A 24740-nucleotide genomic window follows, 5' to 3' on the forward strand; every position below is an offset into this window, starting at 1 on the left:
TTGTTCCCCTCAAGAAATCAGTTTTTCCAGATCATCGAGGGATAGACGTTTGAGGGCCTCCAGGGATTTAGCCAATTCGTCCTGAACCGGCGATAAATCAACGCGCAATGCTTCGATACGGGTGCAGAACGCTTGCAGGGTGTCGGCTTCGAACAGCGCCTTGAGCGGCACCTTGTCACCCAGGCGTTCCTTGATTCGGGTCACCACTAGCGTCGCCAGCAGCGAATGCCCGCCCAACTGGAAGAAGTTGTCCGTCAGGCCCACGCGCTCGACTTCCAGCACCTCCTGCCAGACGGTCGCCACTGCCCATTGCAGATCGGTGCGCGGCGCGTCGTAACGCTGCAGCGTCGGATTGCCGCCCAGCGCCATCAGGGCCTTGCGGTCGAGCTTGCCATTGGGGGTCTGCGGCAGTGCGTCGATCACATGCAGATGGCCCGGCACCATGTGCGCCGGCAAACGACTGGCCAGGGCCGCCCGCAGGTTTTCCGCCAGCAGTTGACGGTCGCTCGCCACCACATAGGCATGCAGATGCTTGCCCGCCGCGCCCTCCTGCGCCAGCACCACGGCTTCGTGCACGTCGGGCTGCTCCAGCAATCGGGCTTCGATCTCGCTCAGCTCGATGCGAAAGCCGCGAATCTTCACCTGATGGTCGGCACGACCGATGTACTCAATCGTGTCGCCAGGCCCTTGGCGCACCAGATCGCCGGTGCGATACAGCCGCTCACCATGGGCCGCGAACGGGTCCGGCACGAAGCGTTCGGCGGTCAGGCCGGGACGCAGCAGGTAGCCACGGGTCACCCCGGCACCGGCCAGGTACAACTCGGCCGCCAGCCCTGCCGGCAACACCTGCAACTGGCTGTCGAGCAGGTAGGCCACGGTGTTGTCCAGTGGCCGCCCGATGTTCGCCCGGCCGTTGGCGGTGCGCAGGGTGAAGGTCGAATAGGTGGTGTCTTCCGACGGCCCGTACAGGTCATAAACCTGCTTGACCGACGTGCTGGCGTACAGCGTATCGACCAGCGTCTGCTTGAGCGGCTCGCCGGCCAGATTGAGGGTGGTGACCGACGCCGGAATCTGCCCGGCCCGTTGCAGCGCGGCAATCGCCGACGGCACGGTATTGATCAGCGTCACTCGCTCACGGGCCGGCAACTCGGACAGCGCCAGGGCGTTGTCCGCCAGCACCAGGCAACCGCCACTGGCCAGCGTGACGAAAATCTCCCACACCGACAGGTCGAAGCAGATCGAGGTCGAGGCCAGCACGCCACGCATCTGCTCATCGCGGTAAACACCCTGCGACCACTGGGTCAGCGCCGCGAGGTTGGCATGGGTAATCGCCACGCCTTTGGGCTTGCCGGTGGAGCCGGAGGTGTAAATCACGTAGGCCAGATTCTGCGCAACGATCCGGCTGACAGGCGCCGTGGACGGATACCCGGCGAGCCATTCGGCGCCCTCTTCGACCAACAACACTTGAGACGGCAACGCCTCGGGCAACATTGTCTGCAACGCGGCTTCGGTCAGCAGCACCGCTGCGCAACTGTCCTCGAGCATGTGCAGCAAGCGCGCTTGCGGATACTCCGGGTCCAGCGGCACGTAGGCACCACCGGCCTTGAGGATCGCCAGCAGCCCGACCAGCATGTCCGGCGTGCGGCGCATGCACACGCCGACCCGCACTTCCGGCCCGACGCCCAGCGTTTGCAGCTTGTGCGCCAGTCGATTGGCCCGAGCGTCGAGGGTGCGGTAATCGAGGGTCTGTTCGGCAAACAACACCGCCGCAGCCTGCGGTTGGCGTTGTACCTGCGCGTCGATGCGCTCGACCACGCTGCGCGCATCCAGCGTCGTGATCGCAGCCTTGCCCCAGTCGACAGCCGCTTGACCCAGTGCGCCGTCCAGCAGTTGCAACGCGCCCAGAGGCTGCGAAGCATCCGTCATGAATTGCATCATCAGGCCTTCGAGCTGGGTGCTCAGGTCGGCGATGGTGGCGTGATCGAAGCAGGCCTGATCGAAGCTCAAGCCCAGGGTCAACTCACGACCGGTGACCGCCACCAGTGTCAGCGGATAATGGGTCTGCTCCTGACGCTGGATGGTGGAAAACTCCAGCCCGGTGGCAGTGCCTTGGGCCAGCGCTTCGGCCATCGGGTAGTTCTCGAACACCAGAATACTGTCGAACAGCGCGCCCGCGCCCTGCCCCGCCCAGCGCTGGATATCGTAGAGCGGCGTGTGCTCGTGTTCGCGCAGGGCCAGGTTGAGGCTCTGCACCTGCTGAATCCACTGGCCGACCGGGATCTCGGCGGACGGCGAAGCCACCACCGGCAAGGTATTGATGAACAGGCCGATCTGCTGCTCGACGCCGGGCAAGTCCGTCGGCCGACCGGCCACAGTCGCGCCGAAAGCTACGGTGTCCTGGCCGGCATAGCGCTGCAACAGCACCAGCCACGCGGCTTGCATCAGGGTATTGAGGGTGACCTTCTGTTCGCGGGCGAAGCGGTTCAAATCACCAGTTTGTTGTTCGCTGAACACATGTTGGTAATCGGCATAACCGCTGGCCGGCGTCTGGCTGACCGGCAGCGCGCTGGCCAGGCGGGTCGGCTCCTGAAGGTCAACCAGCGCCGACGTCCAGAACCCGCGACTGGCCTGAACATCGCGCTGGCCCAGCCACTCGATGTAATCGCGATAGCGCCCCGGGGTCGCCGCCGGTGTCATGCCGGCATAGCGTTGCAACACCTCGCCGAACAACTGCGAGGTGCTCCAGCCATCCATCAAGATGTGATGACTGGTGTAGATCAAGTGATGCTGCGCCTCACCGGTTTGCACCAGCAAGACTCGCAACAGCGGGGCCTGGTCGAGTTCGAAACCGGCGGCCAGATCCTCCCGGGCCAACTGATCGAGCGCTGCGTAAAGGTCATCACGACCGCGCCAGTCCTGCACGGTCATGGGCATCTGCACCATCTGCCTGACAATCTGCACCGCCGCGTCGGCGTCCTCGGGCCAGACGAATACTGTGCGCAGAATCTCATGGGCCTCCAGCGTCTGCTGCCAGGCCTGACGGAAACGCTCGGCGTCCAGCTGCCGCACATCGACGCGCAACTGGTTGGTGTAGGCCGGGCCGTCCGGCTCGTTGAGGCTATGGAACAGGATGCCCTGCTGCATCGGCGACAACGGATAGAGGTCGCTGATCTCCCGTGCCGGCACCGGCAGCGCCGACAGTTGCGCTTGCGTCAGGCGCACCAGATTGAAGTCCGACGGCGTGACCCCGGCATGCTCACCGACAGTGCAATGTTCGATCAGTCGTTCCAGTTCATGGCAATAAGCATCGGCCAGTGCCTGAATGGTTTGCGGGCGGTACATGCCCTGGCCGAACGTCCAGCTCAATTCCAGCTCACCGCCATAGACCTGGCCGTCGACGCTCAGCCAGTTGCCCAAGGGCGCCTCTTCATTCTGCTGCTCACCGGTGCTGTCGGCGGTCGGCACGAACAGCGCGCCGTCAGTTGCACTGAACGCACCGTCGAACTGCCCGAGGTAGTTGAACGTGATGCGCGGCGGCGGCAATTCACGCAGCGGTTCGAAGCCGGCGAGGTAGCGCAGCACGCCGTAGCCGATGCCTTTGCCCGGCACGGCTCGCAGTTGTTCCTTGATCGCGCACAGCGACATGCCCGACTCTGCCTGTGGGGTCAGACGCACCGGAAACAGGCTGCTGAACCAACCCACGGTGCGACTCAAATCCAGGTCGTCGAACAGGTCTTCGCGACCATGACCTTCGAGCTGGATCAGCACCGACTCCTGCTCGCTCCAGTCACACAGCACCCGCGCCAGGGCGGTCAGCAGCAAGTCGTTGATCTGGGTGCGATAGGCGGCCGGTGCCACTTTGAGCAGCGCGTGGGTCAGCGATTTGTTCAGGCGTGAAGTGGCCCGAGCGGCCTGACGGCGGGTCTGGACGGTCTCGGGAAAATCCCTCGGCAAGTCGTTGTTACCGACCTCCAGCGTGCGCTGCCAATAATCGCGTTCGGCCTTCAAAATATCGCTTTGCCCGTAACGGTGCAGGTGTTGCGCCCAGGCCTGGAGCGAACTGCTTTTGCCCGGCAGGACAATCGCCTTGCCTGCCGCCAACGCGGTATAGGCTTGCTGCAAATCTTCCAGCAGCACCCGCCAGGACACGCCATCCACCACCAAGTGATGGATCACCAGCAGCAAACGTTGTGTAGCGTCAGGCAGGTTCACCAGCACCGCCCGCACCAGCCGGCCCTGTTGCAGATCGAGACTGCGCTGGGCCTCGGTGACCAGCGCGGGTAAATCGGCAAGGTCGTCCAATGCCCGCACCCACAACAGGTCTGTGTGGCGCTGCGTCTGGAATGTCGCCTGCCAGTGTTCGCCCGATGCCTGGAAACTCAGGTTCAGCGCATCGTGCTGCTCGATCAGGGCGGCCAATGTGTTGCTTAGATGGGCCGCGTCCAGAGGGGATTGCGGCTGCAGCATCACCGACTGATTCCAGTGATGACGCTGGGGGATGTCCGTCTGGAAGAAGCGCGCCTGGATCGGCAACAACGGCAGCTCGCCGCCGATTTTTTGCGCGACGCTGGCCGCCGGTTTGCTCTCGATCAATTTGGCCACCGCCGCCAACTGGCCGATGGTCTGCTTCTCGAACAGTTGCTTGGGGCTCAGCTTGATGCCCTGGCGTTTGGCCCGGGCGATGATTTGCAAGCTGAGGATCGAATCGCCGCCCAGCTCGAAGAAGTTGTCGGTGCTGCCCACTTGTTCAAGCTTCAGGACATCGGCCCAGATGGCGGCAAGCTTCTGTTCGAGCTCGCCCACCGGGGCGACAAATTGCTGCGTCACCAGCCCCGGCACCGGCAAGGCACGCATGTCCAGTTTGCCGTTGGCAGTCAGCGGCAAGCGCTCCAGAACCACGATCTGCGCCGGTACCATGTACTCCGGCAGGCAGGCCTGCAACTGCTGACGCAAGGCGTCGACATTCAATGGCAGGTCAGGTGCGGCCACGCAGTACGCCACCAGTTGCAGGCGCGTTTCATCGCCGTCCAGCGGCAAGGCCAACACAGCGGCCTCGCTCACGCCGTTCAGGCCCAGCAGTACCCGGGCGACTTCCGCCGGTTCCACTCGATAGCCGCGCACCTTGACCTGGTCGTCGGCACGCCCGATGAATTCCAGCGCTCCCTGACGGTTGCGGCGCACCCGGTCACCGCTGCGGTACACCCGCGCGCCGACGGCGCCAAACGGATCCGGCAGGAAACGTTCGGCGGTCAGCCCCGGCTGCCCGAGGTAACCCAGCGCCACACTGTCACCGCCGATGTACAGCTCGCCCGCCACCTGATCGGCGACCCCGTTGAGCACATCGTCCAGCACGTAGACATGCGCGCCCGGCAGCGGACGACCGACCGGCACGCCGCGAGCACCGTCGAGATCCTTGAGCTCATGGGTCAACACGCCGACCGTGGTTTCGCTCGGGCCATAGTGGTTGATAAACCGGCAGCCCGGCTTGAGTCGCCGCACCTGTTCGAGCAATGCCGGCGAGCAGGCCTCGCCACCCACGATCAGTGCATGTTGCGGCAACACATCGGCGGCCCGGGATGCCTGCATCAGCGCCGACAAATGCCCCGGCACGATCTTCAACACGCCCACTTGGTGCCCGGCCATGTAATCGGCAAACCGGTCCGGGTCGAAGCCCAATTCCTCCGGCAATACATGCAGCAAGCGGCCGGAGCACAAGGCGCCGAACAGCACGGTAAACCCCAGGTCCGCGGCAATGGTCGAGACCAGCGCCATGCTTGCCGCCGGCTCCAGCGCCAGACGTTCCAGCGCACCGCGCACATAACTGGCCAGGGCGCCGTGGCTCACCAGCACGCCTTTGGGTTGGCCGGTGGAACCGGAGGTGTGAATCACATAGGCCGGTGCATCCGCCGACACGGTCAGCGAAGGCTGCGTCGTCGGCTGGTCCTGCCAGCGTTCGGGCGCGAAGGCCAGCCCTTGGCAACCGGCGACCACCAGAGTGCTTTCCCGCGAGTCGCCTGCGGCACACATCAGGACCGTCGCCTGCGCGCCTGCGAGCATCTGCCGCAAGCGCGCGGCCGGCGCCTTGACGTCCAGCGGCATGTACACCGCCCCGGCCTTGATCACCCCTAACACACAGGTCAGCCATTCCAGTGAGCGCTCCATCAGCACCGCCACTGGCTGCCCGCTCTGCACGCCTTGCGCTCGCAGGTAGTGGGCCAGGCGATTGGCGTCCTGATCCAGCGTCTGAAAACTCAACGTCCGCTCAAGGCAGCGTGCGGCCAGCGCTTCAGGCTGTGCGGCCACCTGACGATCCCATTGCTGCAATACCGACTCCGCCGGCTGCCGTGGCGTCAGCGCCGATGGTACCGGCGTGGTGGCAAGACTGTGCAGCGGCGCCTGCGGGGCGCTGAGCAATTCGCGGAACAGGCCGAGCAGCGTCGGAATGAACCCCTCGATGGTCGAGCGCTGGTACAGGTCGCTGGCGTAGGTCATTTGCCCGTGGATCAGCGTGCCGTCATCGGTGATGTCCAGCGCCAGATCAAAATGCGTGCCCTGTTTGTCCAGCGGATATTCGGTAACGCTCAGACCCGGCAGGCTCATCGAACGCTGGGTCTGCATGCCGACGTTTTGGTTGAACTTGGCCTGGAACAACGGGTTATGCCCCAGGGTTCGCTCGGGCACCAGTTCATCCACCAATTGCTCGAAGGGCAGCTCCTGATGGGCCTGGGCTCCAAACGAGGCGTCCCGGACCCGGGCCAGCAAATCGTCGAAGCTGCCGCGCTCATCGACCTGGCAACGCAACACTTGAGTGTTGACGAAGAAACCGATCAGCCCTTCGACCTCGGAGCGCCCACGGTTGGCGTTGGGCACGCCGACGCGAATATCGCGCTGGCCGCCAAGACGCGAGAGGAACAGCGAAAACCCGGCCAGCACCAGCATGAACAAGCTGATGCCCTGAGCCCGGGCAAACCCGTTCAACTGCCGGGACAGGCCCGCACCGAAATCAAAGCTCAGGGTCTGGCCCTCGAAACTCTGGGTCAGCGGCCGGGGGAAGTCCGCCGCCACGTCCAACAGCGGATGCTCTTCACCCAACTGCTGGCGCCAGTAATCGAGTTGCCGCTCGCCCTCGCCGGCCTCCAGCCAGCGGCGCTGCCAGATCGCGTAGTCGGCGTACTGCAACGGCAACGCCGGCAACTGCGGTTCGCGCGCCAGGCTGAAGGCCTGATAGCACTGCACGAATTCCTTGACCATGACGTCCATCGACCAGCCATCGGAGACGATGTGGTGCATGCTCACGATCAGCACATATTCATCGTCCGCCAGACAGAACAAGCTGGCCCGCAGCAATGGCCCGTGGAGCAAATCGAACGGTTGCGCGGCCGCCTCCTGAACCCGCCGCGCCAGCTCGACTTCACGCTCTTGCACGGCAACATTCGACAGATCGACGCGTTGCAGTGGCACGCGCTGCTGGTCGAGGATGACCTGGCTCGGCGGGTCGTTGTCGGTCTGGAACACCGTGCGCAGCACTTCATGGCGCGCCACCAGATGATCGAAGGAACGCAACAGCGCCGCCTCATTCAACTGCCCGTACAAGCGCAGGCCGGCGGCCATGTTGTACGCCGCGCTCTGCGGGTCGAGCTGCCAGAGAAACAGCAAGCGCTGCTGGGCAAACGAGAGCGGGATCACCGCGCAGTCGTGACGACTGACCGGCAGCGGCAGCAGGCTGAAGTCCTTGCCCTCCTCGCGCAGTTTGGCGAGAAACCGTCGACGTTGCTCCAGCGGCAAACCGACGAACCTTTTAGCGATACGCTCCGCCATATTGCCGCTCATACTTCTACTCCCTCCAAAGAACTCATGAACTGATCCATATCGGACCAGTCGTTATCACTTGCACCGTCTGCCAGCGCGGCCAGCTCCAGCGCCAGATCCCCCAGCAGCGGGGTCTCGAACAGACTGCGCAGCGGCAGCACCACGCCCAATTGGCTTTTGATCCGCGCGATCACTTGCGCGGCCAGCAACGAATGCCCGCCCAACTCGAAGAAATGGTCATCGACACCGACCCGTGGCACTTGCAGCACTTCTATCCATATCTGCGCCAGCGCCTGTTCGGTGTCGGTTTGCGGAGCGCGATAACTGCTCTGCAATTGGCTCGGATCGGGGATCGGCAGGGCCTTGCGGTCGAGTTTGCCGCTGGGGGTCAGGGGCAGGCGCGGCAACAGCAGCAAGTGGCCGGGCACCATGTAGTCCGGCAGGTTCTTTTGCAGATCGCTTCTGATTTGCTGACGCAAAATCACCTGCTCCGCCGCGCTGCCGAGCACGCTCTGATCGACCACCAGATACGCCACCAGTTGTGGTCCGCCGACTAGAGGCAAGGCCAGCACCACTGCCTCACGAATCCCCGGGCATTGCTGCAACCGTGATTCGATTTCCCCCAACTCAATGCGGAACCCGCGAATTTTCACTTGGTGATCGACGCGACCGATGTACTCCAGCGCGCCGTCGTCCCGCAGTCGGGCACGGTCGCCGGTGCGGTACAGGCGCTCGCCGACCGCGAACGGATCGGCAACAAACCGCTGGGCGCTGAGCGTCGGTTGCTGGTGATAACCACGGGCCAGGCCCGGGCCGCCGATGTACAACTCGCCCACAGCCCCTTGGGGCAGCAGGTTCAAATCATCGTCGAGCACGTACAGCCGGCGTTGCTCCAGGCCATGACCGATCGGTATGCCGCGCCACGACACCGCCTCGGCGATCAACGCGCTGCAATCATGAATGGTCGAAACCACCGTCGCCTCGGTCGGGCCGTAGGTGTTGAGCAAACGCACATGGCCCAGCCCGGCGCGTTGCCACAGGCGCAGCCCGTCCACCGCCATCGCCTCGCCGCCCACATGAATCTGGCGCAAGGCGCCGAAGTGCGCAGGCGGGTTGGCCGCGTAATCCTGCACCACCGAGTACCAGTAAGCGGCCGGCAAATCCGCCAGGGTAATGCCCTGCTCGACGATCACCTGATGCAGGGTCGCACTGTCCCACAGGCCCGCATCGCGCAGAACGACACAGGCGCCATGGCACAGCGGCGGGAAGAATTGCTCGACGAAACCGTCAAAACTGCTGGTGGCGAATTGCAGTACGCGATCGCCTTCACGCAAATCGCTGTAGTCGATCGCCCGCGCGATGAATTCACTCAACGCGCCGTGGCTGACGGCCACGCCCTTCGGCCGGCCGGTGGAACCGGAGGTGTAAATCACGTAGGCGAGGTTCTGCGGATCTACCGTCACTTGCAGGTTGTCTTGATTCGCAGCGTCGCTGTCCGGCAGTCGATCCAGACACAGACAGTCGATGCCATCGAGCGCCGGCAGGCTGTTCAGCAGGAAGCTTTCGGTCAGCAACAGTTTCAGCCCGCTGTCATCCAGCACATGGCGCAGGCGTTCGGCCGGTGTGTGCGGGTCCAGCGGCACATAGGCGCCGCCGGCCTTGAGCACGGCCAGCAATGCCACGGCCAGTTCCAGCGAGCGCCCCAACGCCACACCGACCAGCACATCGGGGCCGACACCTTTGGCGCGTAACTGATGGGCCAGACGATTGCTGCGAACATTCAGTTCGGCATAGCTGAGTGAGGGTGACTGATCGCCCGCCAGAATCACTGCAATGGTGTCGGGAGTACGCGCCGCTTGGGCCTCAAACAACTGCGGCATGCCGGGCAGCGACACCGGGATGGCGACGGGTTGAATCAAGCGCTCGCGCTCATCCGTACCGAGCATCGCCACCTCGCCCAGCGGTTGTTGCGGATCACGGCAGACCGACACCAGCACGTTGTGCCAATGCTCGGCCAACACGGCGATGGTCGGTGCGTCGAACAGGTCGGTGGCGTAGGTGAACGCCGCGAACAGTTGCTCGCCCTCCTCCCGGGTGTCGAGCATCAGGTCGCTGGTGGCCGCATGCTGACGCCCGCTGCCGGCCAGTTGCTGCTCACTCAGATAGCCGACCTGCAAACCGCAATCGAGGCGCACGTCCTGCAGATCGGTCACCAGTGGCTGGTGGTTGAACATCACCTGAAACAGTGGGTTGTGACTTTGGCTGCGGGCCGGTTGCAGGGCTTCGATCAACGCGTCGAACGGCAGCTCCTGATGGGCCTGGGCGCCAAGCGCCGCCTGACGCAGGCTCTGCAGCAGGTCGCTGAAACGGGTCTGCGGGGTGACCTCGCTGCGCAGGACCTGGGTGTTGACGAAGAAGCCGATCAGGCCTTCGGTTTCACTGCGGGTGCGGTTGGCGATCAAGCCGCCGACGCGGATGTCGGTCTGGCCGCTGTAGCGATGCAGCAAGGTCTTGAAGGCGGCCAGCAGCACCACGAACAGCGTCACACCCTGGCGCTGGGCGAGGGTTTTCAGCGCTTGGCGCAGGGCCCCGTCGATGACTTTTTCCAGGCGCGCGCCCTGGTGGCTGGACTGGGCCGGATAGGCACGGTCGGTGGGCAATTCGAGGATCGGAGGCTCTTCACCCAACTGCGTTTCGCCCAACTGCGTGCGCCAGTAATCGAGCTGGCGCTCGCGCTCCCCGGCTTCCAGCCAGCTGCGCTGCCACAGGGCGTAGTCGCGGTACTGCACGGTCAATTCCGGCAAGGTCGGTTGCCGCCCCGCCACCAACCCGTCGTAGGTGCGCATGAACTCGTCGATCAGAATGTTCATCGACCAGCCATCGGCAATGATGTGGTGCAGCGTCAGCAACAGCACGTGTTCCTGTTCGGCCAGGCGCAACAGGCGAAGGCTCAGCAGCGGGCCCTGTTGCAAGTCGAACGCCTGAGTGGCTTCAGCCATCATGTGCTGTTGCGCCTGCGGCCAGCGCCGGTCTTCAGGCAAGGCACTCAGGTCGATGATCGCCAGGGTCAGGTCACGGGGTTCGGCCACCCGCTGGAACGCACGCTCGCCTTCTTGGCCGAAGGTGGTGCGCAAGCACTCATGGCGCGCCACCAACAGGCTGAACGCGCGCTCAAGCGCTTCGGCTTGCAGCGCACCGTTCAGGCGCACCGCCATCGGCAGGTTGTAGGCCGCGCTCTGCGGATCCAGCTGCCAGAGAAACCACATCCGCTGCTGGGCGCAGGACAGGCCGTCACGCTCGTCGACCCCGACGCAGGAGGTCATGGGAAGCTGAGCAAAATCGATGCCTTCGCGGGCCATGCCAGCCAGAAACAAGCGGCGCTTGTCCTGCGGCAGTTCGATAAAGCGGCGGGCGAGTTTCTGTGCGTCTGCGGCATTCATGCATGGGGTCCTTGCTGATCGGCGGCGTGACCAGGAGGCCCGGTCGTATCAACAAGAACGAATGGCTGATGCGATGATTTAGCGGCAGCGACAAACGTGGGCCCAACGGTTAATGCCAGTCAGTTAAGGTGCGCAACTAATGTGGGAGCGAGCCTGCTCGCGATGACGGTGGTACATTCAGCATCAATGTTGACTGATCCGTCGCGATCGCGAGCAGGCTCGCTCCCACATGGATTACGCTTGAAACGCCGAAGCCGGTGCAGGACCGGCTTCGGGTGACAGCCGCGTCAGGGACAAATCAGATCAACGCGCATCCTGTGAATGCCCTTCGGCCATCGCGACGATTACCTTGCGCTTGCCTTCAAAGGGCGCGCGGGCGTGGGCCGAGAGCATGTTGTCGAGCATCAGCACATCGCCCTCCTGCCAGGGAAAGCTGATGGCGCAGTCATCGAGCACGGCACGAATTTCATTGAGCACTTCATCCTCGATGGGCGAGCCGTCGCCGTAGTAGACGTTACGCGGCAGGTCTTCCTCGTCGACGATGTCCAGCAGGGTTTCGCGCACCTCCGGCTGAAGGTTGGAAATGTGGAACAGGTGAGCCTGATTGAACCAGACCATGTCGCCCGTCACCGGATGACGCGCCACCGCCTGACAGGTCTGGCGGGTGCGTAACTCTCCATCCTCCTTCCACTCACAAATGATGCCGTGAGCCTTGCAGTAGGCCTCGGCCACCTCGCGGTCTTCGGTGTTGAACACTTGCTCCCAGGCCACGTCCAGCCCGTTCCCGAAATTGCGCACGTACATCAGGCCCTTGCTGATGAAGCGCTCGCGGATCGCGACAGGCATGCGGCGATAGACTTCCCGGCTGTCGGCAATCGGCGTTTCGCCGCCCGAGGTGGCGGCAATCATGCTGTAGAACCAGATTTTCATCGGCCAGTCCCGGGAGTAGGCCTGTTCGTTGTGCAACGGAATGCTCTGATGCGCCGGGTATTCGGTGGAGGTGTAGACCCCCTGAGTGACATTGGTGCGCGGCGTCGAGCCGAACTCGTAATTGAGCAGCGGATGGCCGAAGCCAGCGGCGAATTGGCGGAATTGCTCGGCGCCGTCCAGCTGGAACCCGCGAAACAGAATGCCGCCGTCACGCAGCAAATGCTCATCCACCAGTTCATTCAACTCATCGAACACCGCCAACAGGCAGGTATTCGGCTCGGTCGCCTCCACCAACAGCGGCAAGCGACCCCGCGCCGGCAACAACGGCCGAACGGCAAAACCCACAGCAACACCCATGACGGGCCTCCTGTTAACACCGATAAAGTGAACCGCGCGCGCTAAAAAACCGGCGTGGCCAGCTGTACATGACGGCGGTGATGGACTTCCAGATGAGTCTTGATAATCCGGATCACCTTGGCTTCATGCTCATGAATGAAAAAATGCCCGCCGGTCATCATGTCCACCGAGAAACTGCCCAGGGTTTCCTGGCTCCAGCCGATCAATTGCTCGGTGGTGGCCTTGTCTTCCTTGCCGCCGAGCACGTGCACGGGGCACTTGAGCAGCGGGCGCTGCATCGGGCGGAAGCGCCCGCAGAGCATGAAATCGGCGCGCAGGATCGGCAGCGTCAGGCTCATCAACTCCTGATTGGCCAACACGTCCTCGCGGGTGCCCTGGAAGTTGCGCAGCTGCTCGATCAACTGTTCGTCACTCTGGGGCTCGGCGAAGCCACGGTCATAGTCGCTGCGCAGAGTCGGGGCGGCCGTGCCTGAAGCAAACAGCGCCACCGGCTCCGCAGCACCGAGGGCACGAAAGGCGTGGGCCATCTCGCAGGCCAGCAAGGCCCCCAGGCTATGACCGAACAGGGCGTAAGGACCGTGCAAGGACGGCTTGTGTTCCCTGGCCAATTGCAGGGCCAGGGCGCGCATGTCGGTCTGCAAGGGTTCGTCGTAACGGGCGCCCCGCCCCGGCAACTCCACCGGTTGCAACTGCAGCCACGGCGGCAACTGGCGCCGCCAGCGGCTATAGACCATGGCGCTGGCGCCCGAATAGGGCAGGCACAGCAGTGTCAGCTTTGTCACCGCACTTACCTCAATGGGTTATCTGTTCAGGAGAACGGATGAGGTGTGGTGATAATTAGTCTTTGGATGGATGAGAGCTACCTGTGGGAGCGAGCCTGCTCGCGATGACGTCCCTACCGCCAACACATTTGCTGAGTCTTAAGTGGCCATCGCGAGCAGGCTCGCTCCCACAGGTAAACGTCAGTCAGCTATTACTTAAGGTGGCGATAGCTCTGCATCGCCGAACCCAACACCACGGCGCCCTTGCCGACGCTCAGGTTCGTCGGTAAATGAACTCTCTGCGGCTCAAACCGGTCAGCTGGTTAGACCCTCGGTTCCCGGAGCTCTGCAACAATGGCTGATCATCCCGAACGACAAAGCGCCATCGACGCCCACGGCATCATTGGCGACATGCGTAGCGCAGCACTGATCAACGACAAGGGCAGCGTGGACTTTTTCTGCTGGCCGGAATTCGACAGTCCGTCGATCTTCTGCTCGCTGCTGGACAGCCCCGAAGCCGGAATCTTCCAACTGGCCCCGGACCTGCCCGACGCCCGCCGCGAGCAGATTTACCTGCCCGACACCAACGTCCTGCAAACCCGCTGGCTCAGCGATCACGCGGTGGTCGAAGTCACCGACCTGCTGCCCATCGGCGACAGCGAAGATGATGTGCCGATGTTGATGCGCCGGGTGCGGGTGGTCAGCGGAAAAGCGACGATCCGCATGCACTGCGCTGTTCGTCATGACTACGCCCGAGCGCAAACCAAGGCCCGGGTACGCGAGCGAAGTGTTTACTTCGAGGCGCCCGGTCAGCCGCCCATGCAGCTGTGTTCTGATCAGTCCCTGCGTGTCGAGGGCCATGCAGCGGTTGCCGAATTCACCCTCGAACAGGACCAGAGCGCCGAGTTCCTGCTCGGCGGCGTTGACGATCCGCGCTTCAAGGAAGGCGCCGCCGCGTTGTCTCTGGAGCGCACCTTGAAGTTCTGGCGCGACTGGATCGGCCAGTCCAATTATCGCGGTCGCTGGCGGGAAATGGTCAATCGCTCGGCCCTGGCCTTGAAGCTGCTGACCTCGCGCAAACACGGCGCCATCCTCGCCGCCGCCACCTTCGGTCTGCCGGAAGTGCCCGGTGGCGAACGCAACTGGGACTACCGCTACACCTGGATCCGCGACGCCTCGTTCACCGTCTATGCCTTCATGCGTCTGGGCTTCGTCGAGGAAGCCAACGCCTACACGCGCTGGTTGCGCGGCCGGGTCAGCGATTGTCACGGCAAGACCATGAAACTCAACATTCTCTACGCCATCGATGGCCGTCAGGAACTGCCGGAAGTCGAACTTTCACACTTGTCCGGCCATGGTGGCGCGACGCCGGTGCGCATCGGCAATCAGGCCTACGAGCAAATCCAGCTCGACATCTTCGGCGAGCTGTTGGACGCGGTGTATCTGGTCAACAAGCATGGTGAAGCGATTTCCCATGAAGGCTGGAAACACACCGTGGAAGTGGTCGATCAGGTCTGCGAAACCTGGCAGCAAGAAGATGTTGGCATCTGGGAAATGCGCGGTGAGCAGTTTCATTTCCTGCACTCGCGACTGATGTGCTGGGTGGCCGTGGACCGGGCCATCCGGTTGGCCTCCAAACGTTCGCTGCCCGCCCCGTTCGCCCGCTGGGACCAGACCCGTCAAGCGATCTACACCGACATCTGGAGCAACTTCTGGAATGAAGAGCGCGGGCATTTCGTCCAGCACATCGGCGGCACTGGCCTCGACGGTTCGATGTTGCTGATGCCACTGGTGCGCTTCGTCAGCGCCAAGGATCCGCGCTGGCTCGCGACCCTTGAAGCCATCGAGAAAACCCTGGTGCGCGCGGGCATGGTCTACCGCTACCGCAATGACGACAGCCAGATCGATGGCCTGCCCGGCACCGAAGGCGCCTTCGCCGCCTGCTCGTTCTGGTACGTCGAATGTTTAGCCCGGGCCGGCCAGGTGCAGAAGGCGCACCTGGAGTTCGAGCAATTGCTGAAATACGCCAACCCGCTGGGGCTGTATGCCGAAGAGTTCGACAGCCATGCCCGACATCTGGGCAACACACCGCAAGCACTGACGCATCTGGCGCTGATCAGCGCGGCGAGTTTCCTGGATCGGAAATTGAGCGGGGAGAAAAACCTCTGGCAGCCTTGAGACCGTGTCGCGTTCTTCGCGGGCAAGTCGGATCGCCGCACCGCTCGCTCCTACAGATGCACACCACCAATTGTGGTGGATGCACACGGTTCAACTGTGGGAGCGAGCCTGCTCGCGATGGCGGCGTGTCAGTCGACATACATGTTGAATGTCGGACCGTCTTCGCGGGCAAGCCTCGCTCCTACAGGGGATCAGCTGTGTGGCGCAGGCTTCGGTACGTCGACGTTATCGAGCACCCGATTCACCGCCAGCTCGGCCAGCATGATGACCTGCTGAATCGCCAGGATCGTATGCCGCTGCGGGGCGTCGACATATGCGGCAATGTCGCTGGTCATGACGCTGGCTGAGGCCAGTGACTCACAAACATGGGCCAGCAGACTTTCGTTATCCATATCCGGCGCAACCATAAACATCTTGCTTGGCTTACGGCTTTCGGTTTTTTTGGGGGCGGGTTTGAGGTAGTGGTCGAGCGCCCGTTCGGCAGCGTCGTGGAGCTTTTTGGAATCGAGGGATTCGTAGGGGGAAACGTTGTCGGTTTCTGGAGGATTGGGACTGTCTTTTATCATCGTGTAACTCCTGACATTCATGAAGCTCACCACCGTCGTGACCAAACGATGGGTGGTGGGCGGTACGCAGGTTGGTCAACCGGGAAGTCAGGCACCCGGCGCACTCGAAAGTGCCCCGCGCACAGCCCACCGCGAAGCATACCGACAAGCACAAGAAAAAGCGCCGACATGCTCACGTTGGCGCTCGCACGCCTGACATTGCACGGGTGACCAAACCCGGTCGCTGAATTGGCAGCGACCCGGAAAGACTATCGGCTCCCTTTCCTCACTTACAACCGCCAAAACTTGTCGGAAATATCCCCTTTTACAGCGTTTTTTGTAGGACCGAGGCTTACCCGCGATGAAGTTAAACACGCTCCATCTGACACTACTGACCTCCCGTTGGGGCGCGCAGCGGCCCTGAAATCTACAACCACATTCCTCCAGAAACACCGCATTTTCTGGCTTTACGGCTGCTGCGCAACCGATCGGGGGCAAGCCCCCTCACCACAGAATCGTGTAGGCCAAACACCTACAACGACTAAACAAGGGCGCCTGATCAGCACGCACTCACTCATTCCTACATCCAGAAATACCTTGTTGCCAGCGCTTACATCCATCCCTACCATCCACGTCAACGGGCACAGCGGAGCTGTCCAACAAAACCCGAATTCAAGGAACCAGAATGACCCAGCGCATCCATCGCAGCATCGACACCCCACTCCGATCAGGCCTGAACCGGGCTGAATTGTGGGAGGGCCACGACAAAGGCCTGATCAAATGCTGGGAAATCGGCCGCCAACGCGCCGCCCGCTTCCCCGACCTCGCCCGACAATGCCTCATCGGCGAACTTCCGGTGCTAGGCTGGAAAGGTGGCGTCAGCCGCAGCCTGAAAAAACTCGAAAAATACGGATCCCTCAAATACCTCGCCCAATGGCAGGGGTTGCGCGGGGAAGATCTGGATATTGATTTGAGCGCAGAACGGGCGCTGACCTGTTCCAGGACAAAAATGGTCGTGACGTTTACGCCGGACCGGTCGAAGTATTTCAATCAGGTGGCGGACGTGGAAGTCTGAGGATAAGGCCCCGAGGTGACCCTCAAGGCATTACTGAATCTGCTGCAGCACTGACGGAAAACCGCTCGCGATAAGCTTGCGGCGTCACGCCCATGGCCCGCAGAAAACTGCGGCGCAAGGTTTCTTCGCTGCCAAACCCGCATTGCACCGCGACTCGTTTGATCGGTACGCCAGTGTCGCTGAGTAGCCGTCGCGCGGTCTCGACCCGAATCAGTTCAATGGCCCGCGCCGGGGTCTGGCCGGTGTCGGCGCGGTAGTGACGGACGAAGCTGCGCTCGCTCATGCCGGCCTGCAACGCCAAAGTCGGGATGCCGAGGTCCTTGGTGAGGTTTTCGCTGATCCAGGCATGAAGATCGTCGAATCGGTTGCCTTCCTTTTGCAGGGACAGGGTTACGCTGAACTGCGACTGGCCACCCGGACGCTTGAGAAACACCACCAGCTGCCGGGCGACGTCCAGGGCCATGGTTCGGCCGAGGTCTTCTTCGACCATCGCCAGGGCCAGGTCGATGCCCGCGGTGACGCCGGCCGAGGTCCAGACCGGGCCGTCGTTGATGAAAATCGGGTTGGGTTCGACCTGGAGTTTGGGATGTTGATGCGCCAACTGCTCGCAACGGGTCCAGTGCGTCACCACCCGCCGCCCGTCGAGCCAACCGCTGGCCGCCAGCAAAAATGCCCCGGTGCACACCGACGCCACCCGCCGACACCCCGTCGCATGCTCACGTACCCAGGCCACCAGTGGCTCGTCTTTCGCCGCAGCATAAACGCCCCAGCCACCGGCAATAATCAAGGTATCACTGCTCTGATCCGGCAGCGGCTCCGCCAACAGCGCCAACCCCGCCGACGACATCACCGCCCCGCCACCGCTGGCAATCACCGATGGCGCATAGGGCGGCGGCAAACCTTGCTGGCGAGCAATGTCATTGGCGGAAGCGAATACCTGCAACGGCCCGGTGACGTCGAGCAGTTGCACGTTGGCAAACGCCAGCACATGAATGGTTTTCGGGTTGTTCGGCATGTTTGGCGTAATTCGTGGGGTTATTGGCGTATACGCCAGATCCTACGAGCCTACAGTGAAGCCGTCCACCCCAAACCAGGAGAAAAAACGCCATGACGTTGCAGATCGGTTTTCTGTTGTTTCCACAACTTCAACAACTGGACCTGACCGGCCCTTATGACGTACTGGCCTCGCTGCCGGACGTGAAAGTGCATCTGATCTGGAAGGACCTGGTCCCGATCACCGCAAGCACCGGGCTAGTGTTGAAACCGACCATCACCTTCGACGATTGCCCGCCGCTGGATGTGATCTGCATTCCCGGCGGCAGCGGCGTCGGGCCGTTGATGGAGGATGACGCAACCCTGGCCTTCATCAAGGCGCAGGCCGCCAACGCGCGGTATGTCACCTCGGTCTGCACCGGCGCGCTGGTGCTTGGCGCGGCGGGGTTGCTCAAGGGCAAACGCGCCACCACGCATTGGGCGTATCACGAATTGCTCGGGGTTTTGGGAGCGATTCCGGTGAAGGATCGGGTGGTGCGCGACGGCAATCTGCTGACCGGTGGCGGGATCACCGCGGGGATCGATTTTGCCCTGACCCTGGCCGCTGAATTGTTCGATAAGGACACCGCGCAACTGGTGCAATTGCAGTTGGAATACGCTCCGGCACCGCCGTTTGCTTCGGGAAGCCCGGAGACAGCACCGGCAAGCGTGCTGGAGGAAGCCCGCAAACGCGCTGCCGCGTCGTTGAAATTGCGCTCGGAAATCACCGAACGTGCAGCAGCCAAGCTCGACCGCCAATAAAAGAAATGGCTGCGCCCCAGCCTGCGCCCTGCAGCAGCTGCCGAACGCAGACTTCGGCAGCTGCTGCAGGACATCGGGTTGCAGTTTTTTGAAGACGAAAAAAAACCCGCCGAAGCGGGTTTCTCAAGACCATTGCGACATCCTGTCGGCAGCCATCCTGGCCTATGGTCGATCATCCGTGATCCTGAGCACTTCCTGTGCTTCAGTTGATGGATCCAGATTAAACACATCGGTGAAGCATCAAAAGACGACATACCATCGACTACGTGTAAGCCATTGACCATTCAACGCCTGAAACCAGCACGTTTAGCAGCAGCCGTCATGCAGCTGCTACAAGAAACCAGGTTGCAGTTTTCTGCAGACGAAAAAAAACCCGCCGAAGCGGGTTTTTCCCAAGACCATATCGACTCCCTGTCGGCAGCGGTCCTTGCCATGGTCGATCATCCGTGATCCTGAAGCACTTCCTGTGCTTCAGTTGATGAGGCTAGATTACGCTTGGGATCCAATCTGCAATAGACGACATAGCTACTACCGCGTGTAAGACATTCGCTATAGCCGCCCTTCCGAAAACCCTTAGACGAGTCAGCTATCATGCGCTGAAGCCACGAGTTTCGTGGTCTGCTGCCATCAGCTGCCCTGACGCTCGTGGTCCTTGGTGTCTACCAGAAATTTTTCGATATTGCTCATCTGTTCATCCCAGCCCCGGCTGTCCATGCGGAACGCCTTGAGCCGGCGCGACTGAGGGATGTGATCGAAACCGGACTCGACGACCGTCAACAACGTGCCTTCGTCCATATCCTCGAGTTCGAATTTCACCAGCGTGGTGGGTTCCTGGGAGTAATCGGTATCGGGTTCGACTGCATATGGGTGCCAGCGAAACGAAAACACTCGCTCCGGCTCGACCCGCTCCACCAGTACATTCCATAACAAGTGCTCATAACCAGGATAGGTAATCTGCCCCTGGGTCCACTCGCCGGCGACAAAGCGCTTACCTTCGAGCGCCACGCCGAACCATTGCCCGAAAGCTTCGGCATTGGCCAGCACGCGCCAGACCTGCGAGCGCGGCACCTTGAGCAGGATTTTCCTTTCGATGCGATCTGATGCTGGGTTCATAAGTCACCTCCTGTACTGAACAGTAGGCCTCTAACAACCATAAGACCAACCTAAAAGTTGTATCAAACGGGTGCGCCAATCACCCGTACCTGAAATATTCGGCCCCGGTTTTGGCCATAAGTTCTGGTTTGAAGGGGGAGTCAGCGGGCTGAAACTGCTAACGTTTGCCGCGACGTGGAACCCGGAGCCCATTATGGCGTTCAGGCCATGCCCCGTGCTGGCTTGCGAAATTGCACCAGCGCGAAGACATCTCAGACACGCAACCAGGGAAACCCCATGAATAACATGCATGGCAGCTGCTTGTGCAAAGCCATCGAATACGAACTTGATAGCCTCGACATGCCCATCAGTCATTGCCACTGCCACACCTGCCGCAAGGCACACGCAGCGGCGTTCGCCTCGACGGCCGGGGTCATGCGTGAGCATTTTCGCTGGATAAAAGGACAGGACCGGCTAAGCACCCATGAGTCGTCGCCGGGCAAGCTTCGGCATTTCTGTTCGATCTGCGGATCGCATCTGATGGCTGAACGCCTGGCCCAACCCCATGTCATCGTTCGCGTGGCGACGCTCGACGATGATCCGAAAATGACACCTCAAGCTCATATCTGGACGTCCCACGACGTGTCCTGGCTTGAATATGAATCGATTGAGAAATGTCCTGAATGGCAGACATAGTTGCCCGAGATACGCCACAAGGGCTGCGTCAGGCCGCTGACTTGTTGGCTGGCGACGTCCCGCTACACTGCACCCCAACTTTCCATCCCCACAGCGAACCCACCATGCCCCCACGTTTTCTCCTTGCCCTGACGCCGCTGCTGTTCATCCCCCTTGCGCATGCCATCGACTGCGACAACGCCACCGACCAGTCGACGATGAATCAGTGCGCGGCGCAGCAGAACAAGGCGGCCGACAAGGAGCTGAATGCCCTTTATCAGCAGATCACCACACGGCTGAAGGACAGCCCCGATGCCAAAAAACTGTTGGTCGGCGCGCAGCGCTCATGGATTGCGTTTCGCGATGCCGAGTGCAAGTTCTCGGCGTCCGGGGTGGAGGGCGGCAGTGTGTATCCGCTGATCCATAGCAACTGCACCACTGAGCTGACCAAGGCGCGGGTCGAGGCGTTCAAGAACTACTTGAAGTGTCAGGAAGGGGATTTGAGTTGTCCGGTGCCCGGGGTTTGATGCTGCGGTGTTCTTGAGGGCCTCTTCGCGGGCAAGCTTGCTCCTCCAGTGGATTTTTGGTGGCACACAATTTGTGTACCGCCAACGACCCGTGTAGGAGCGAGGCTTGCCCGCGAAGATGTCCGCTCAGGCACCATAGTTACCGAACAAATATCTGCGCGGTCGTAATCGCCATATCTGCCGTCGGCGGAGATCCGCTGACGGAGGCAAGAGAAACGTCTGCGATGAGCAATACACGGAGCGTGACAGCTTAACGATCACCTTATGAATCAATCAGCTACGTGAATATTCCGGCTTTTTAGCGCGTCAGAACGAGATCGCCTGCGTCTAATATCGCGACAGCTGTTGCAGTCTGAGACAAGCATGGATGCCCTGCCCGGAACACTTCATCGCCCGGCGATTGACGACATTGCGGTGCAAGCGCGAAATGATTGTTCACCGATTGCCAGTCAGAGGGTAAAAAAATGGCAAGCATAACTGTCCTGGCGGGGGACTTTCTGCAGGGTGATGGAGAATACAGAGACGGCGTTTTCACGCTCAGAACGTCGCTTCACCCGTGGCCCGGCATCACCCTCCCGCTCTCATCGTTCAAGCGCGTAGAAGTGGCCAACGAGGATTCGATCAACAACATCAAGGATGCCATCGGCTTCGGCGTGGCCGGTGCCATGTTGCTGGGGCCGATCGGCGCGATTGCCGGTTTCATGTTGGCGGGCAAGGAAACCGAAGTGACCTTTCTGGCGACACTCAAAGATGGCAGAAAATTGCTGGCGGCTGTAGAGAGCGACACATTCGAGGAGATTTCCCGAAAAATTCCGTCATGACGGGCGAGCGCACGCCACACCACCGACGTGGTGTGGCGTGACACTCGGTTCAGCTGAAAAACGTCGGGTGAACGCCTTTGTGAGCTTCGATTTCTTGCCGCATATCAGCCACCAGCGAAGCAATCGCGTGGGGGCTGTCCAGTGTCCATACCGGAACATGGGTGGCCACCAGATCCACTTTGCCAGTCATGCAATCACAGACCCGAATCGTCAGGGACTGATCAGCCTCCATGCTGCACGTGCACACGGCGGGCAGAAAACTGTGCTCAATGATGTTTTGAATTTCCAGGGTTGAAAGGAACATCGCGACCTCCCTCACGCCAGATGTGTGGCCGGGCAAATGCTCCGTCATTCACCCTTTAGCCTGAAAATTCTATTCCTGAATAGACGGTGTCTCAAGACCGTAACAGGTCGCTCGTCGTCTCATCGGCTGTCGCGATTTGCGACAAAACCTGGACTGCGGCCCTCCCCCTTGCATCAAAGCTGCCGACGGCCAGACCATGCCCCGACATAACATCGTTAGACGTGAGGGTCGCCCGGCGCTTTGCTCGGCGCTGCGTATTGCGGTTTCAGGTGACCGTCCTGATCGAGCAGCCAGGCGTCCATGATTTGCCGCACCACAGGACCGGCGACACGACCACCGGCCTCGCCGTTTTCGATCATCACCGAGATGACAATCTTCGGATGTTCGGCCGGGGCGAAACCGACGAACAAGGCGTTGTCGCGGTTGCGCTCCAGGGTTTTCGCCCGGTTGTAGCGCTCACCCTGCTTGATCGCCACCACTTGCGCCGTACCACTCTTTCCGGCGATACGGTATTGAGCGCCCTGCGCTGCCGCTCGGGCAATCCCGCGAGCGTCGTGCATCACCATCTGCATGCCGTGGTTGACCTGTTCCCAGTCACGCGGGTCCTTGAGCAGGATGTTCGGCATCGGGTGCTCGTCCACCGGCGCTACGCCATCCACCGTTTTGGCCAGGTGCGGTCGGTTCCATACCCCTTTGTTGGCGATCAGCGCGGTGGCTTGGGCCAGCTGCAGGGGCGTGACCTGCATGTAGCCCTGACCGATGCCGAGGATCACTGTCTCGCCAGGGAACCACGGCTGACGGCGCGTAGCGCGTTTCCAGGCCTGGGATGGCATCAACCCCGGAGACTCTTCGAACATGTCCAGCGAGACCTTCTCGCCGAGGCCGAACATCGCCATGTAGTCGTGCAGACGGTCGATGCCCAGCTTGTGGGCCAGATCGTAGAAGTAGGTGTCGTTGGAGCGCATGATCGCCGCGTCCATATCTACCCAGCCATCACCACTGTGGTTCCAGTTACGGTATTTATGATCGAAGTCCGGCAGCTGGTAATAACCCGGATCGAAGACGCGGGTCTGCGGGGTAACCACCCCGGCGTCGAGGCCGGCAATCGCTACTTCCGGCTTGATAGTCGAGCCCGGCGCATAGAGGCCACGCAGCACACGATTGAACAGCGGCCGATCGATGGAATCGTGTAGCGCCGCATACTCTTTGAAGCTGATGCCGGTCACAAACAGATTTGGATCAAAGCTTGGCTTGCTGACCATGGCCAGCACCTCGCCGGTCGAAGGATCGAGGGCAACTACCGAGCCACGGCGATCGCCCAATGCCTCCTCGGCTGCTTCCTGAAGTTTGACGTCAAGGCTAAGCACGATGTTTTTGCCGGGGACCGGATCAGTGTGCTTGAGCACTCGCAGCACGCGGCCCTGGGCGTTGGTTTCGACTTCTTCATAACCCACGTGGCCGTGCAACTCGGACTCATAGAATTTCTCGATGCCGGTCTTGCCAATGGATTGGGTGCCACGGTATTCCACCGTATCCAGGGCTTTGGATTCTTTCTCGTTGATACGGCCGACGTAACCGATCGAATGCGCAAAGTGCTCGCCCATCGGGTAGTGGCGAACGAACTGTGGCTCTACGTCGATCCCTGGCAAACGGAACTCGTTGACTGCCAACACCGCAATCTGTTCTTCGCTGAGTTCATAGAACAAGGTGACGGGCACGAAGGGATGCCGGGCCTGCTTCATCGCCTTGTCGAACAGCGTGCGGTCTTCAGCCGGCAAATGCAGGAGGTTGACCACGTCATCCAGCTCTTCTTTGACGTCCGCGGCACGCTCACGGGTAATGGTCAGGTTGAAGCTTGGCCGGTTGTCCGCCAGAACCACACCATTGCGGTCATAGATCAACCCGCGGGTGGGGGTAATTGGCAATACGTGCACACGGTTATTTTCGGAGATCGTCGAGTGATAGTCGTACTCGACCACCTGCAGGACATACAGGCGCACGACCAGTGCGCAGGTAATTGCGGCAACGAACAAGGCGCAGGCCATCAGCCTTTTATTGACCAGGCGTGTCTCTTTTTCGTGATCCTTGATGGGTATGGGTTCGGGCATTTCTGCAGCTGCTCTTTGACTGTAGAGGAGGTGCCGATCCGTAGGCTTGAAATCAGTCCGTTAAAAACGAGCTGCACCATACCAAAAACCGTGCGGTCACTTTAGCGCGTCTGCCAAAGTTTCATAAACGATGCAGCTATCAGCAGGAATAGCGGCAAGGGCTATCCCTTTATTTGCCTGGGCACTTTCCTGCGGAAAAAACAAAACCCCTACCTGCATACGCAGATAGGGGTTTCGGAATTTAATCTTGACGATGACCTACTCTCACATGGGGAAACCCCACACTACCATCGGCGATGCATCGTTTCACTGCTGAGTTCGGGA

General features: G+C 61.3%; 16 protein-coding genes. 7 read left to right on the top strand and 9 right to left on the bottom strand.

The genetic code is table 11. The features are described from left to right. Positions 1–9: 9 nt before the first annotated feature. The 4 genes from KGB14_RS17505 to KGB14_RS17520 all read right to left on the bottom strand — a co-directional run bounded on the left by KGB14_RS17505 (position 10) and on the right by KGB14_RS17520 (position 13318). A complete protein-coding gene (locus KGB14_RS17505) occupies positions 10–7830 on the bottom strand; it encodes a non-ribosomal peptide synthetase (RefSeq protein ID WP_223488006.1) in 7821 nt (2606 codons plus the stop codon). Beyond that, the gene (locus KGB14_RS17510; protein WP_223488007.1) at positions 7827–11249 is read right to left on the bottom strand and encodes a non-ribosomal peptide synthetase; all 3423 of its coding nucleotides are present in this window, start codon (positions 11247–11249) and stop codon (positions 7827–7829) included. The genes KGB14_RS17505 and KGB14_RS17510 overlap by 4 nt, the downstream gene beginning before the upstream one ends. 303 nt (positions 11250–11552) lie before the next feature. Further along, positions 11553–12536: a TauD/TfdA family dioxygenase gene (locus tag KGB14_RS17515; protein ID WP_223488008.1), complete on the bottom strand. Its 984-nt coding sequence runs from the start codon at positions 12534–12536 to the stop codon at positions 11553–11555. A gap of 41 nt (positions 12537–12577) precedes the next feature. Continuing rightward, positions 12578–13318 (bottom strand): thioesterase II family protein, encoded by a 741-nt coding sequence (locus KGB14_RS17520; RefSeq protein ID WP_223488009.1) that lies wholly within the window; start codon positions 13316–13318, stop codon positions 12578–12580. A 333-nt stretch (positions 13319–13651) separates the two neighbouring features. On the opposite strand from KGB14_RS17520, the gene KGB14_RS17525 reads away from it, so the two are divergent. Beyond that, positions 13652–15475: a glycoside hydrolase family 15 protein gene (locus tag KGB14_RS17525; RefSeq protein ID WP_223488010.1), complete on the top strand. Its 1824-nt coding sequence runs from the start codon at positions 13652–13654 to the stop codon at positions 15473–15475. 191 nt (positions 15476–15666) lie between these two features. Here the strand turns inward: KGB14_RS17525 and KGB14_RS17530 are convergent, their stop codons facing one another. Next, on the bottom strand, positions 15667–16041 hold the full coding sequence (locus KGB14_RS17530; RefSeq protein ID WP_223488011.1) for a DUF6124 family protein: 375 nt from the start codon (positions 16039–16041) through the stop codon (positions 15667–15669). Between the two features lie 664 nt (positions 16042–16705). Here KGB14_RS17530 and KGB14_RS17535 point away from each other — a divergent pair. Then, entirely contained in the window at positions 16706–17095 is a 390-nt protein-coding gene (locus tag KGB14_RS17535) for a hypothetical protein (protein ID WP_223488012.1), read from the top strand. A 22-nt stretch (positions 17096–17117) separates the two neighbouring features. Here KGB14_RS17535 and KGB14_RS17540 read toward each other — a convergent pair whose 3' ends face one another. After that, complete coding sequence (locus tag KGB14_RS17540) at positions 17118–18110, bottom strand: GlxA family transcriptional regulator (protein ID WP_223488013.1); 993 nt, start codon at positions 18108–18110, stop codon at positions 17118–17120. Positions 18111–18202: 92 nt separating this feature from the next. On the opposite strand from KGB14_RS17540, the gene inhA reads away from it, so the two are divergent. Together inhA and KGB14_RS17550 are read left to right on the top strand one after the other, a co-directional pair. Beyond that, positions 18203–18889, top strand: coding sequence for an isonitrile hydratase (gene inhA / locus KGB14_RS17545; protein WP_223488014.1), 687 nt, complete (start codon positions 18203–18205; stop codon positions 18887–18889). A gap of 276 nt (positions 18890–19165) precedes the next feature. Next, positions 19166–19339 (top strand): hypothetical protein, encoded by a 174-nt coding sequence (locus tag KGB14_RS17550; RefSeq protein ID WP_223488015.1) that lies wholly within the window; start codon positions 19166–19168, stop codon positions 19337–19339. A 177-nt stretch (positions 19340–19516) separates the two neighbouring features. On the opposite strand, the gene KGB14_RS17555 is transcribed toward KGB14_RS17550, so the two are convergent. Then, positions 19517–20002, bottom strand: coding sequence for an SRPBCC family protein (locus KGB14_RS17555; RefSeq protein WP_223488016.1), 486 nt, complete (start codon positions 20000–20002; stop codon positions 19517–19519). 276 nt (positions 20003–20278) lie between these two features. On the opposite strand from KGB14_RS17555, the gene KGB14_RS17560 reads away from it, so the two are divergent. The 3 genes from KGB14_RS17560 to KGB14_RS17570 all read left to right on the top strand — a co-directional run bounded on the left by KGB14_RS17560 (position 20279) and on the right by KGB14_RS17570 (position 22004). Next, positions 20279–20677 (top strand): GFA family protein, encoded by a 399-nt coding sequence (locus tag KGB14_RS17560; RefSeq protein ID WP_223488017.1) that lies wholly within the window; start codon positions 20279–20281, stop codon positions 20675–20677. A 104-nt stretch (positions 20678–20781) separates the two neighbouring features. Continuing rightward, the gene (locus tag KGB14_RS17565; protein WP_223488018.1) at positions 20782–21183 is read left to right on the top strand and encodes a lysozyme inhibitor LprI family protein; all 402 of its coding nucleotides are present in this window, start codon (positions 20782–20784) and stop codon (positions 21181–21183) included. 464 nt (positions 21184–21647) lie between these two features. Further along, the gene (locus tag KGB14_RS17570) at positions 21648–22004 is read left to right on the top strand and encodes a hypothetical protein (protein ID WP_223488019.1); all 357 of its coding nucleotides are present in this window, start codon (positions 21648–21650) and stop codon (positions 22002–22004) included. A gap of 49 nt (positions 22005–22053) precedes the next feature. Here the strand turns inward: KGB14_RS17570 and KGB14_RS17575 are convergent, their stop codons facing one another. Both KGB14_RS17575 and mrdA read right to left on the bottom strand, forming a co-directional pair. Then, on the bottom strand, positions 22054–22308 hold the full coding sequence (locus KGB14_RS17575; RefSeq protein ID WP_223488020.1) for a DUF1652 domain-containing protein: 255 nt from the start codon (positions 22306–22308) through the stop codon (positions 22054–22056). 215 nt (positions 22309–22523) lie between these two features. Beyond that, on the bottom strand, positions 22524–24416 hold the full coding sequence (gene mrdA, locus KGB14_RS17580) for a penicillin-binding protein 2 (protein ID WP_223488021.1): 1893 nt from the start codon (positions 24414–24416) through the stop codon (positions 22524–22526). Between the last annotated feature and the right edge of the window lie 324 nt (positions 24417–24740).

Source organism: Pseudomonas sp. A-RE-19 (assembly GCF_019956555.1).
Taxonomy (GTDB): Bacteria; Pseudomonadota; Gammaproteobacteria; order Pseudomonadales; family Pseudomonadaceae; genus Aquipseudomonas.

Excerpts from the sequence above, each read along its gene's own strand:
- KGB14_RS17505 (WP_223488006.1), bottom strand. The coding sequence starts at position 7,830 with ATGAGCGGCAATATGGCGGAGCGTATCGCTAAAAGGTTCGTCGGTTTG.
- KGB14_RS17510 (WP_223488007.1), bottom strand. The coding sequence starts at position 11,249 with ATGAATGCCGCAGACGCACAGAAACTCGCCCGCCGCTTTATCGAACTG.
- KGB14_RS17515 (WP_223488008.1), bottom strand. The coding sequence starts at position 12,536 with ATGGGTGTTGCTGTGGGTTTTGCCGTTCGGCCGTTGTTGCCGGCGCGG.
- KGB14_RS17525 (WP_223488010.1), top strand. The coding sequence starts at position 13,652 with ATGGCTGATCATCCCGAACGACAAAGCGCCATCGACGCCCACGGCATC.
- KGB14_RS17530 (WP_223488011.1), bottom strand. The coding sequence starts at position 16,041 with ATGATAAAAGACAGTCCCAATCCTCCAGAAACCGACAACGTTTCCCCC.
- KGB14_RS17535 (WP_223488012.1), top strand. The coding sequence starts at position 16,706 with ATGACCCAGCGCATCCATCGCAGCATCGACACCCCACTCCGATCAGGC.
- KGB14_RS17540 (WP_223488013.1), bottom strand. The coding sequence starts at position 18,110 with ATGCCGAACAACCCGAAAACCATTCATGTGCTGGCGTTTGCCAACGTG.
- inhA (WP_223488014.1), top strand. The coding sequence starts at position 18,203 with ATGACGTTGCAGATCGGTTTTCTGTTGTTTCCACAACTTCAACAACTG.
- KGB14_RS17555 (WP_223488016.1), bottom strand. The coding sequence starts at position 20,002 with ATGAACCCAGCATCAGATCGCATCGAAAGGAAAATCCTGCTCAAGGTG.
- KGB14_RS17560 (WP_223488017.1), top strand. The coding sequence starts at position 20,279 with ATGAATAACATGCATGGCAGCTGCTTGTGCAAAGCCATCGAATACGAA.
- KGB14_RS17565 (WP_223488018.1), top strand. The coding sequence starts at position 20,782 with ATGCCCCCACGTTTTCTCCTTGCCCTGACGCCGCTGCTGTTCATCCCC.
- KGB14_RS17570 (WP_223488019.1), top strand. The coding sequence starts at position 21,648 with ATGGCAAGCATAACTGTCCTGGCGGGGGACTTTCTGCAGGGTGATGGA.
- KGB14_RS17575 (WP_223488020.1), bottom strand. The coding sequence starts at position 22,308 with ATGTTCCTTTCAACCCTGGAAATTCAAAACATCATTGAGCACAGTTTT.
- mrdA (WP_223488021.1), bottom strand. The coding sequence starts at position 24,416 with ATGCCCGAACCCATACCCATCAAGGATCACGAAAAAGAGACACGCCTG.